Below are 12,315 nucleotides of genomic sequence, written 5' to 3'. Positions count from 1 at the left end.
CACCAAACCCGCCCTACTGCGCCGCAGGTATCACCGGTACACTGCTTCCCGCGACATAGGGATATTTGCCAAATATCGCGCCAACCGCTTTGCGCACCCCCTGATCGGGATTGTTGCGAAACTCGCTGTCGATACGGCCAACCGCCGTGCCTTCCCAGATCATCTGATCGGTGCGGCGGTCTACCATATCGACCGAAATCGTGCCTTCGGTATAATTGTCAACATATCCCGGCTCGACATACCCGGGCCAACCGACATACATCCCGCTGCGATAACCGTAATACCCGCCGTAATAGACCGGCGGTGATGTCCGGGTCTTTTCCTCGGTCTTGAGGTGATAGTTGATCAGGATATCAGGGGTGTTGATGTCAACGCGATAACCGCGCGCTTCAAGGGCGGCACTGACCGCATCCTCGATCCGCTGACCGTGCAGGGTGGCGTATTTTTCATCCGACTTTCCCGCGGACTCATAAAAGGCAAAGGTCCGATAACGCGAAAAATCGGCCGCCGGATCGGCATCGGTATAGACACGCGGCCCGGTCGAACAGGCCGCCAGCAGCATCGCCATTGCCCCCGCCATCATGATCTTGACCATCTTCATCCGGCCTTCCTTTCGGTGCTCGCCGTTTAAATGATCATTCCCGGTACATGGCCCTAACCAAAACACCGGAAATGACTGATTTTGTTTTACGTTACATCTTATCATTTGGGCAGATGCATGGCAGAACGCAACGAACACAACCCGCTCGCATTTACAGGCCCGTAGCATTCAGCCGCGAACGCAGCAAAAGACCAAGATTGCGGGGGTTTTCACCAACACGACGCCACGCATAAGCCCACCAATCCGCCCCAAACGGCGCATAAAGCCGAAGCCGATAACCGAGCGACACAAGATCCCGCTGAAGTGGCTGATTGACGCCATAAAGCATTTCAAACTCGAACGCCTCACGCTCCCACCCACGTTCGTCTGCGACCTTTGCGATATATTCAACCAACTCACGATGATGCGATCCGAAAACCGGCATAAATCCGGTAAGGCGCGCCTCGTCGGACAACATCATTGACGCCAGTTTCAGATAATTTTCGTCGATGTCGCGACGCCGGGTAAAGGCAACATGATCAGGCGGGGCCATCGCCCCTTTAACCAGACGTATCATGGCCCCCTGTGCGATTTTGCGCACCATGTCGGCTTCGGTTCGCAATAATCGCGCCTGCAATGTCTGGGCTACCGGATACCCTGCCTCAAGCAGCCGATCATGAAGGGCCAGCGTATCATCGACCATGTCGAAATCTTCCATGTCGATCATCATCCGGCAGCAGCGCCGACCTGCTTTCTCACCACCGACATCGCGGATCAAACCGGCAATTTTGTGGGCATTGTCATCCAACATCCCCGGATCCTGCATATAGCCAAGCTGCGATGGATCAATGGAAACATGAACATCCAAACCAACACGATCAAGCTTGGGTATCACGGCTGTAATTGCATCAACCGTTTCCGCCACCTGTGCCGGATCGGTCACATATTCGCCCAGATAAAAGCTCGAAACCCGAATACCCTGCTTTGCCAATTCCTGCGTGCGTTTCACGTGCCCGGCGCCATCCGTGCCGCTAACGAACTGTGCGGCCAGGCCGGTTTTCCGCCCGACCGCCTCGCCCGCGCGGCGCAATGGTTTGCTGCACGCCACTGCGATCATCGTCTTTTGCCAGAAACCCATCATCAACTCCGTTTTGGTCAAACGCAAAAGAGCAACCATCGGCGATAAGCTGGCAAACTTATTGAAGGAAATGACACTCGATCAAACAAAAAGCGACCCGCCGGACGACGGATCGCTTGATATTTCACAGCAGCCTGAAAAAAGCGACTGCTTACGCGCCGAGTTCTTCACCGGCAATCGCACGGTCAATCAGCTGGATGCTTTCATCAATACCGTAAAGCGCAATGAACGATCCCATACGCGGGCCCTGTTCCTGTCCCAGCAGGATTTCATAAAGTGCCTTGAACCAGTCGCGCAGGTTTTCGTAATTGTGGTTTTTACCCACTTCGAAAACCTGGGTCTGGATATCGCCACCATCGGTGCCGGCATCAAGGGTTTTAAGCATATCGCGCAGTTCGGTCAGGGCTGCTTTTTCCGCATCCGTCGCGGCACGGTATTTTTTCGTCGGTTTGACGAAGTCGTTGTAATAGTTGATCGCATAGCCGACCAGCTTGTCGAGATAAGGCTGATTTTCCGGCGTTGCGCCCTTGGCATAGCGCGAAATGAACGCCCAAAGCAGTTCCGGGTCGCTGGTATTGCAGACCGAAACAAGATTCAGCAAGATACCGAACGACAACGGAATATCGCGTTCCGGTGCCTTGCCTTCATGGATGTGCCATGCCGGGTTCTGCAAAAGCTTTTCCGGATCGGTTTCGGTTTTCAGCTTGTCGGCAAAGGTCAGATATTCATCAACCGTTTTCGGGATGACATCGAAATACAGGCGCTTTGCGGTTTTCGGCTTCTGGAACATGAACAGCGAAAGACTATCTTCCGGCGCATATTTCAGCCAGTCTTCCATCGAAATGCCATTGCCCTTGGATTTCGAGATTTTCTGTGCGTTCTCGTCCAAAAACAGCTCGTAATTGAAGCCTTCCGGCGGGGTGCCGCCAAGCGCCTTGACGATCTTGTTGCCAAGTTCGACCGACGGAATAAGGTCCTTGCCCGCCATCTCATAATCAACGCCCAGCGCAAACCACCGCATCGCCCAGTCCGGCTTCCACTGCAATTTGCAACGGCCACCCGTGACCGGGGTTTCAACCAGCTTGCCGGTTTCGGGATGTTCGTAAACGATGGTCCCGGCTTCAACGTTAAGCTCGGTCACCTTGGCCATCAGGACCTTGTTGGTACCTTCTTCGACCGGCATGAACGGGCTGTATGTCGCGCGACGTTCTTCACCAAGGGTCGGCAGCATGATCTTCTGGATCGCATCATACCGTTCAAGAAGACGCAGAAGCGCTGCATCAAACATGCCCGAACGATAGCATTCGGTCGAAGATTTGAATTCGTAATCAAAGCCGAAACTGTCGAGGAAATCGCAAAGACGCGCGTTGTTGTGATGCGCAAAGCTTTCATGGGTGCCAAACGGGTCCGGCACGCTGGTCAATGCCTTGCCAAGATGCTGCGCGACCATATCCTTGTTCGGGATATTGTCGGGTACCTTGCGAAGACCGTCCATGTCATCCGAGAAGCAGAAAAGTTTGGTCGGAATATCGGACATCTGTTCGAACGCGCGGCGGACATAGGTCGTGCGCGCAACTTCGCCAAACGTCCCGATATGGGGCAGGCCCGACGGGCCATAACCGGTTTCAAACAGCACATAACCCTTTTCAGGCTTCTTCTGTTTGTACCGCTCAACCAGCTTGCGGGCTTCCTGGAAGGCCCAGACGTTGCTGTTAAAGGCGGCATCACGAAGATCGGCTGTCATTTTTGAAACCTTGTTTGTCAGTTGTATCGTTGAATTATCTGGAAATCCGGCCACACGTGAAATCACCCGGATTCCGTGCGTGCGCGAAGCTATCCCCGCCAGCCTGCAAGATCAAGTCCGGATCGGGTATGACCGGGCTGCAACGCGCAATTTAACCGGCGCACCCCGTCACTTCTCCCACCCTGACAGAGAGGGCGGGCATGGTAACACGCAAAATTCGCGCGTCGGATCAGCAGGATACAGCAAATATAAGAAAAAAACCAAACCTACACCGACGGGTGGTTGAAACCAGCTTGCCGAGCGCTGATATGTCGTAACTGTTACTTGTCCGTGCAGTCAGGAACAAAAAAAGCCGCCGGGAGTGGGCGAAGAAAACTGGCGACGATCAAGGGTTCCCTGTCCTTCTTGAGGCGGGAGACCGCCTTGCACGGGAGAGAAATGATTGAACGAAACGTCAGACATGAAAGACTTGTCGGCGTCGCACACCGATGGATCGGGCAGTACGATGACCGCACCGCATGTCGCATTCGAGGAAGATCATCGATTCCGGCGCGTTGTTGAATATGCGCCGAACGCGATGATTCTTGTCGATGCCAAGGGTCTTATTGAAATGGTCAATGCCGAAACCGAAAAGGTGTTCGGTTATACCCGTGATGAATTACTCGGCCAGCCGGTCGATGTGCTGGTACCAGATCGGTTTCGCCATCATCATGCGGGCCTTCGCAACAGTTTCATCGCCGCACCCGGACCACGGCCCATGGGACCGGGACGGGATCTTTATGCCCTGCGCAAGGATGGCAGCGAGTTTCCGGTGGAAATCGGTCTGAACCCGATTGCCGAAGGCGACCGTGTACAGGTCCTGGCCGCCATTGTCGATATTTCAGACCGCAAAAGCCGTCAGGAAAGTCTGGAAAAATCCTTGCAGGAAAAGGAAATCCTGCTGTCGGAAGTCCATCACCGGGTCAAAAACAATCTGCAAATCGTTCACAGTCTGCTTGATATGCAAACCGCCAATGTGAAGGACGATCTGGCGCGTGAAATCCTCCGCGACAGTTGCAACCGCGTCCGGTCCATGGCGCAAATCCACCAGACCCTTTATCAAAACGAAGATGTTTCGCGCGTCGATTTCAACTATTTCTGTGATGCGCTGATCAATTCGCTGCTGGTGACCTTTAACACCAACCCCGACCTCATCAGGTTTGAACGCGATCTGGGTTCGGTGTCGCTTCCGATCGGAACGGCCGTGCCGTGCGGCCTGATTACCAACGAACTGATCACCAATGCGCTCAAACACGCATTTCCCGGTAACAGACAGGGCACAATAAGCCTTTCCGCCACCGAAATCGCCCCGAACCAGATCGAACTCAGCCTGACCGATGACGGGGTCGGATTCCCGGAAAGTTTCTATATCGACAGCAGCAGCGGGCTTGGCCTGCAACTGGTTGAATTGCTGACCGATCAGCTTGGCGGGACCCTTGATATGCACACCCGCAACCCGACCCGCATCACTATTCGCTTCACGATAAAGGATTGATGATCGCCATGCGCAAGCCGATCCATGTGATGATTGTCGAAGATGAACGGATCGTCGCACTGCATTTGCGTCAACAGCTTGCCCGGCTCGGCTATGACCGGACATCGGTCCATAGTGCCGGTATCAATGCCTTGAAAGCGATTGAAACCGATGCGCCTGACATCATTCTGATGGATATCCGCATCGACGGCGATATTGACGGCATTGAAACCGCGGCGGGCATCCCCGAACATCTGATGATCCCGATCATCTATCTATCGGCTTATTCCGAGGATACAACCCTTGAACGGGCGCGCCAAACCCGGCCCTATGGCTTTTTGTTAAAACCGTTTTCAGAACGTGAACTGCACGCGACAATCCAGATGGCACTGGAACGCCGCGAGGTAGAACTCGCCCTTCGTGAAAGTCAGGAACGGTTGTCGCTTGCCATGCATGCTGCCCGCATGAGCTGCTGGGAGGTGGATGTCAGTACCCGCAAAATGCACAGTACCGGTCTGGCGCAGTTTTTACCCGACGAAAATCAAAGTGCAGAAACAATCACCGAAAGCTGGGAAGATTTTCTGCATCGTGTTGCATCCGGTGATCGCGACATGGTCCGCAAGGCATTCGAATATGCCGTTCTGCATGGCGAATTCTATGACGTCGTTTTCCGCGGCCAGCAAAGCGAAGGCACCCAAAGCTGGTTCCGCGCACGCGGCAAGTCCTATATCAATGACCGCAAGGGCACCCAGCGCATCATAGGCGTGATGCAGGACATTACCGATCAACGTCTGACCAATGACAAGCTCCGTCAGGCGATGACAGTATTTGAAACCACCCAGGATGGTATTCTGATACTTGACCCGGACCTGAACATCACCAGCGCCAACCGTGCCTATTGCCAGATTACAGGCGCAGACCCGATGAACGTTGTCGGCAGCCCGCCCTATATGATCGTGCCAGAGGCCTTCCCGCCCGCCTTTTATCAGGAACTGTTCCATACGCTGCGCACACGCCGCCACTGGCACCGCGAAATCGAAACCCGCGACATGTCGGGCAATCCGATTTCCATCATGATGCAGATCATCGCGGTCGAGGACGACGATGGCGTCCTGACCCATTTCGTTGCGATGATTTCGGATCGCACCGCCATCCGACAGGCCGAACAGGAACTGCATTATCTGGCCCAGTATGACGGCCTCACGGGCCTGCCCAACCGGCTTCTGGCCACCGACCGGCTGAACCGTGCGATTGAACGCTGCGAACGTACCGGATCGGTGGTCGCCTGCCTGTTCCTTGATCTTGATGACTTCAAGAATATTAACGATACACTTGGCCATGCCGCCGGTGATCAGGTTTTGCTGATTGTTGCGACCCGTATCAAGGCACTGACCGATCGAACCGATACCATCGCGCGCCTTGGCGGGGACGAATTCCTGATTATCCGCGAAAACATGCATAGCGAGGCCGCCGCAGGCAACCTTGCCAGCCACATCATTCATGAACTGCAAAAGCCGTTCTATATTGTCGGCCATGAACTGACATTATCGGCCAGCATCGGCATTGCCCTTTATCCCGAAAATGCCCATTCACCACAGGATCTGATCCGGCTGGCCGACACGGCAATGTATGCCGCCAAGGATCAGGGGCGGCGCACCTATGCGTTTTATAAATCGGAAATGACCGAAAGTGCCACGCACTATATGACGCGCAGCCTGGAATTGCGTCGCGGTCTGGAAAAGGGTGAGCTGACCCTTTATTATCAGCCGCAAGTCGATGCAAAAACCGGTGAAATGACCGGGACCGAAACCCTGATTCGGTGGAACCATCCCCAAAATGGCATTCTTGGTCCGGCGGAAATCATCCCGATTGCGGAACAAAGCGGGTTGATTGTCGAAATCGGCCAATGGGTTCTTGAAGAATCCTGCGCACAGGCGCGCCGCTGGCAAGATGAAGGCTTTGATCCAATCCGCATCGCGGTCAATGTTTCGGTCCGCCAGATGCGCACACAGGGCTTTGCCAAAACGGTGCAAACTGTTCTGGCCGATACCGGACTTGATCCGAAATGGTTGGAGATTGAAGTCACCGAAAGCATGATCCAGGACGAAGATATCATGATCGATACCCTGCATGAATTGCGCGCGGTTGGCGTATCGGTCGCGATTGATGATTTCGGCACGGGTTATTCGTGTTTGCGGTCCATCAAAAGCCTGCCGATTGAACGCATCAAAATTGATCGCGCCTTTATCAAAGGCATTCCGCAAAATACCGATGATGCCGCCCTTGCCGAAGCCATGATTGCCATGGCACGGACCCTTGGCCTCAAAGTCACTGCCGAAGGGGTCGAAACAACCGCCCAACGTGATTTCCTGCATAGGCAGGGCTGTAACGAATTGCAGGGTTTCCTGTTCAGTAAACCGGTCCCCGCCGAACAACTTTTCAAGTCCAGCCACTCAAGCACGAAAATTTCATAAAACAATCCCACCTTTTATTGCCACCTGAACAGATAATTCCCACTTATCTAAAGTATAGGCTACGTGGTAGTGTTTCCCGATCAAAGTCGCCAAACCCTTGAATAAGGCGGCACAGGGAAGGACCGTCAGACTTACTTCAGAGGTATAAGCTTATCTGAGGGGGACCTTTAATGCGATTTTCCAATATGTCTCTTGGTGCCAAGCTGACCTGCGTCAGTGCACTCGCAATTGCCTTCTGTCTGATCGTCGGCATCTTCCTTCAAACTGTCCAGACCGGCAAAACAACCGAAGAGCTGACCGTGGGCGAAGCCCGTGCCGTTGGCCAGTTCCATGCCGAACAGGCCAGCCGGGTGCTGAATGGCGGGATGCTGGTTGCCAAAAACCTTGCAGGTGCCTTTCGCGCACTTCGTGAACAGGGCGGAGCAGACCGCAAGGCCTATAACGAAATCCTCAATCGCACCCTGATGGACAACCCCTCCCTTGCCGGGGCGTGGTCCGGATTTGAAACCAACGCCCTTGACGGCAAGGATGCCGATTACAAGGGCGAAGGCGAACCGTTTGGCGACGGCAGCGGAAAATATGTCACCTATTATTATAACTTCGGTGGCGGCATTACCCCCTATCACCTGACCGGGCTCGATAACCCGGAGGTCAATGAATATTACACCGAACCAAAACGCACCAATAAGCCCTACCTGACCGATGCGATTACCTATGACATTCAGGGCCGCGATGTGGTTCTGACATCGTTTGTCTATCCGGTGCAGGACAGCGGCGGAAAGTTTCTTGGTGTTATGGGTGTCGATCTTGAACTGAATGCGCTGTCGGAACGGTTTGCCGAACTGGCCCCGTTTGGCACCGGCACCGTCAATCTTGTTTCCGCACAGGGCACATGGGTTGCCCATGAAAACCCCGATATCCGCGGCACCAAACTTGATGTCGCCAATCCAACCGACGCGGCCATTCTTGAAGCGATGAAGTCGGGCCAGTCCGGTCAGATTGACGATGGCGAAGTCATGCACCTGATCGTTCCGGTCGCCATTGAAGGTTATGCCAACCAGTGGGGCGTAGTCGTCAACGTGCCGCTTGCCACCGTTTATGCCCCGGCCGATGACCTGCGCAATGCAACCCTGATCGGTGGTGTGGTACTTTTGATCGTTGTGATAGCGGTGATCCTGCTGTCGACCAACGCCATGGTTGCCCGCCCGATGACCCGTGTTGCCGGGGTGATTGCCGATCTGGAAAAGGGCAATTTCAACGTCACCGTCCCCTATCATGACCGGTCCGACGAAATTGGTGCGATTGCCAAGGCGCTCGAAGCTTTCAAAGAAGCATCCGCGGGCATGCAGCAGGCCGAGCGCGACAAACGCGAGGCCGAACATCGCGCCAGCGAAGAACGCAACCGTACCCGCCTGCAGATGGCCGACGAATTCGAAAAGTCGGTCGGCTCCATCGTTGTTCATGTCACTGACAGTGCTGGCGATATGGAAAAAGTCTCGCGTCAGATGCGCCGTGCCGCGAACGAAAGCTCGGAACAGGCAACCGTGGTTGCTGCGGCTGCCGACGAGGCCAGTGCGAATGTCCAGACCGTCGCTTCGGCAAGTGAGGAACTTTCCGCTTCCATTCAGGAAATTAGCTCGCAGGTCGCACGTTCTTCTGAAATCGCCAACAATGCGGTCGACGAAGCATCACGTGCCAACGCCATGGTCACCGGCCTGGCCGAAGCCGCCGACCGCATCGGTCAGGTTGTCAGCCTGATCAATGATATCGCGTCCCAGACCAACCTTCTGGCCCTGAACGCCACCATCGAGGCCGCCCGCGCGGGTGAAGCGGGTAAAGGCTTTGCGGTCGTCGCAAGCGAGGTCAAAAACCTTGCCAATCAGACTGCCAAGGCGACAGAGGAAATCGCCCAGCAGATCGGATCGATCCAGTCCGAGACCCACAATACCGTCGGCGCGATTGAAAAGATCACTGAAACAATTTCCAACATCAATGAAATCACTGGCGCAATTGCCGCCGCGGTCGAACAACAGGGCGCTGCCACGGCCGAAATTTCGGGCAATGTCCAGCAGGCCGCGGCAGGCACCAACGAAGTATCCTCCTCAATCGGGATCGTACGCAATACGTCCCAGCAAACCGGCGATGCCGCTTCCAACGTGCAGGCCGGGGCAACCGAACTGGCCGAACAGGCCCGCAACCTTGATACACAGGTCAAAAACTTCCTTGAGCGGTTGCGTAACATCTAGTCTTTCGGGGCACGAAGAACAGCATGGGCGGCACCTTCGGATGCCGCCCATTTCAATCGGTTGAACCGCTTCGTTCGAAAAAACACGCCACACCCGGAAATAGCAAACGCCACCCTTTTGGATAGCTTGAACAACCAAACATCGACCCCAAGTGGAATTGTCGTCTGCTTTTTCGCGAGGGAAACTAAATGTTTGGATGGGTGTGGAAGTCAAATATTGCGCAGCGCCTATATAGTCTTGCGGGCTGGCTGTTGTTAACCTCAGGTTTGCTTGGCAGCATCGCCGTATACAAAATGACCGTGATCGGCAATGAACTGGAACAGGTTACCGCGCGCGACCTGCCTCTGACACTGATGCTTGAAAAAATCACGCAGCATCAGCTTGAACAAGCCATCCTGATGGAAAAGTCGCTGCGTTTCCGCAATGTGGACTCCCATAGCGAGAGCGAAACCAGTGTTCGGGCTAATTTCGATGAAATTTCAAAACAGTCCGATGTGGAGCTCCGTGAAGCAACCAGAATGGTAAAAGCCTATCTCACCGAGCTTTCAAATAATGCAGACCGAACAGAATTTGCCGCTGTCGAAGCGGCCCTTTTGCGCATAGAAGCGGATCATCACAATTACGAGTCCAACGTCGCCAACATTTTCAAAGCTCTTGACAATGGGGCAAGCACATCCGACGTCGCGGATGCTGTCATCGCGACAGAGAAATTGCAAAAAGACCTTAATACCGCCATTGAAGCCCTTCTTGCCGAAGTCGCGAACTACACCCAGCTGTCAATGAACAAGGCGTTGGAAGACGAACGCATGGGCAAAACTCTGATCACCGCTTTGTCGGGCTTTGCGCTCGTATCAGGCATACTTTTGGCGTGGCTTTTGGGACGGTCGATTACCCGTCCGTTGCATCGCCTGACAGAAGCTCTGGGCGATCTGGCAAAAGGTAAACTTGATACACCGGTGCCGGTTTCCGCCTTCCGCGATGAAGTCGGCGAGATGGCTGATGCGATGCGGGTATTTCAGGCAGATATGATCAAGGCCCGTGAACTTGAAGCCATGCAAGAACAACAACGTGCACTTGATGAGAAACGCCGGGCAGAGACGGATCGACTGGTAAAAGAATTTTGCGAAACTCTTGTAAATACGTTTGTCGATATCGTCAAAGGCGCCAATGAAGTTCTCTCACGTGCCGAAACCATGCAAAGCCAAAGTACACAGGCAGGATCGCTCGCCGGTGCTGTTGCCACCGAGGCAGAAGAATCATCAGCAAGTGCTCAGTCGCTTAGTGCTGCAACCGAACAAATGGTTGCAGCGATTGACGAAATCTCATCCCAGATCACACAGTTTTCTGGGATTGCGCATAACGCTGTTGAACATTCCAATACCTCCCAGACCGAAATGCGCAACCTGCAGGAAGTCGCAGAAGAAGTGGGCCAAGTCGTGCAACTGATTACCCAGATTGCAGATCAGACCAATCTTCTGGCCCTGAACGCCACGATCGAAGCCGCGCGCGCCGGTGAAGCAGGCAAAGGATTTGCCGTGGTTGCGGGAGAAGTCAAAAACCTTGCCAATCAGACGGCCAAGGCCACGGATGAAATCACCCGCAAGATCGAACGCATTCAAAGCGTGTCGCGCAATTCAACCGATGCCATCACCAATATCGGCACCGTGATTAACAGCATCGATAGTTATGTCGCGGCCATTGTCGGTGCCGTCGAAGAACAGAACGCCACAACACGCGAAATTGCCCGCAATGTTGATTTCGTTTCTGAAAGTGCCAAACGGGTTTCGGAAAATGTCACCACGATTCAATCCAGTGTTACCGATGTCGGCAACAGCGCGATCACGGTGCACGAAAATGCCGATCATACCGCCCATCAGGCGGGTTTCCTGAACAGCAAGATCAGCGATTTCATCACCGCGATGAAGCGCGTGCAGGGCGATAGCCCGGAAGCCACAAGCAAATCGGGGCAATATCAGACCACCATGCTTCGCGCCGCCGAATAACACAGCAGAGTCAGACAAACCGATCCAAGCACAGGCCGGATATTTCCGGCCTGTTTGCATGCTGCCTCTTGCATCGCCCCGCCAATCAGGCAAAGCTGTTTCATCCCAACGCGTCAAAGGACCATGCACATGCTGCCGATCACCGTTACCGTCTGCCTGACTGGCATTTTTGCCCTAATGCTGATCGCCCTTAGCCTGAATGTTTCCTTGCGGCGGCGCGACCTTAAACTGGCCCGTGGCGACGGTGGTGACGAAGCCCTGCAACGCCGGATACGCGCGCATGGCAATTTCATCGAAAATGCGCCTTTCTGTATTCTTGTCGTGCTCGCACTCGAGGCTGTTCTGGCAACGTCTGACATCATCTGGCTGGTTGCCGCGGCCTTCATTGTCGCACGGATTCTTCACGCCTGGGGCGCCCTGACCGCATCAATTGCCTTGGTCGCCCCCTCCATGCTGATACAGCATGCCGTCATGTTCTGCGCTGCCATCTGGCCTCTGATCCAAAGCATCTAGATAAAAACTGGCCCTGCTCTGGGACCAGCCCCCTACAAGGCTGCAAGTTCCGGCTTGCAGCCTTTTCCATGCCCGAATCGCATCCCGCTATCTTCGACGGAATA

The 12,315-nt window shown here is 54.4% G+C and carries 8 protein-coding genes; 5 read left to right on the top strand and 3 right to left on the bottom strand.

Annotation, left to right across the window (positions count from 1 at the left end):
- Positions 1-13: 13 nt before the first annotated feature.
- From IT971_RS04315 to IT971_RS04305, 3 genes are all read right to left on the bottom strand, one after another.
- Positions 14-601 (bottom strand): DUF4136 domain-containing protein, encoded by a 588-nt coding sequence (locus tag IT971_RS04315; protein ID WP_065701921.1) that lies wholly within the window; start codon positions 599-601, stop codon positions 14-16.
- Positions 602-752: 151 nt separating this feature from the next.
- Positions 753-1,721: a proline dehydrogenase family protein gene (locus IT971_RS04310; protein ID WP_230729384.1), complete on the bottom strand. Its 969-nt coding sequence runs from the start codon at positions 1,719-1,721 to the stop codon at positions 753-755.
- A 148-nt stretch (positions 1,722-1,869) separates the two neighbouring features.
- Positions 1,870-3,462, bottom strand: coding sequence for a lysine--tRNA ligase (locus IT971_RS04305; protein WP_037991990.1), 1,593 nt, complete (start codon positions 3,460-3,462; stop codon positions 1,870-1,872).
- A gap of 442 nt (positions 3,463-3,904) precedes the next feature.
- On the opposite strand from IT971_RS04305, the gene IT971_RS04300 reads away from it, so the two are divergent.
- From IT971_RS04300 to IT971_RS04280, 5 genes are all read left to right on the top strand, one after another.
- A complete protein-coding gene (locus IT971_RS04300) occupies positions 3,905-4,996 on the top strand; it encodes a sensor histidine kinase (protein ID WP_223305016.1) in 1,092 nt (363 codons plus the stop codon).
- A gap of 8 nt (positions 4,997-5,004) precedes the next feature.
- Positions 5,005-7,449 (top strand): EAL domain-containing protein, encoded by a 2,445-nt coding sequence (locus IT971_RS04295; protein ID WP_065702182.1) that lies wholly within the window; start codon positions 5,005-5,007, stop codon positions 7,447-7,449.
- Between the two features lie 170 nt (positions 7,450-7,619).
- Complete coding sequence (locus IT971_RS04290; RefSeq protein WP_063092835.1) at positions 7,620-9,695, top strand: methyl-accepting chemotaxis protein; 2,076 nt, start codon at positions 7,620-7,622, stop codon at positions 9,693-9,695.
- Between the two features lie 188 nt (positions 9,696-9,883).
- Positions 9,884-11,698, top strand: coding sequence for a methyl-accepting chemotaxis protein (locus IT971_RS04285; protein ID WP_063092834.1), 1,815 nt, complete (start codon positions 9,884-9,886; stop codon positions 11,696-11,698).
- Between the two features lie 129 nt (positions 11,699-11,827).
- Complete coding sequence (locus IT971_RS04280; RefSeq protein WP_063092833.1) at positions 11,828-12,211, top strand: MAPEG family protein; 384 nt, start codon at positions 11,828-11,830, stop codon at positions 12,209-12,211.
- The last annotated feature ends 104 nt before the right edge of the window (positions 12,212-12,315 follow it).

Origin of the sequence: Thalassospira sp. B30-1 (genome assembly GCF_015767575.1) — a bacterium.
Lineage (GTDB): Bacteria > Pseudomonadota > Alphaproteobacteria > Rhodospirillales > Thalassospiraceae > Thalassospira > Thalassospira xiamenensis.
This window is presented reverse-complemented; position numbering and strand designations above follow the sequence as displayed.

Coding starts and splice junctions, on each gene's coding strand:
- IT971_RS04285 (WP_063092834.1), top strand. CDS start 9,884: ATGTTTGGATGGGTGTGGAAGTCAAATATTGCGCAGCGCCTATATAGT.
- IT971_RS04310 (WP_230729384.1), bottom strand. CDS start 1,721: ATGATGGGTTTCTGGCAAAAGACGATGATCGCAGTGGCGTGCAGCAAA.
- IT971_RS04305 (WP_037991990.1), bottom strand. CDS start 3,462: ATGACAGCCGATCTTCGTGATGCCGCCTTTAACAGCAACGTCTGGGCC.
- IT971_RS04295 (WP_065702182.1), top strand. CDS start 5,005: ATGCGCAAGCCGATCCATGTGATGATTGTCGAAGATGAACGGATCGTC.
- IT971_RS04280 (WP_063092833.1), top strand. CDS start 11,828: ATGCTGCCGATCACCGTTACCGTCTGCCTGACTGGCATTTTTGCCCTA.
- IT971_RS04315 (WP_065701921.1), bottom strand. CDS start 601: ATGAAGATGGTCAAGATCATGATGGCGGGGGCAATGGCGATGCTGCTG.
- IT971_RS04290 (WP_063092835.1), top strand. CDS start 7,620: ATGCGATTTTCCAATATGTCTCTTGGTGCCAAGCTGACCTGCGTCAGT.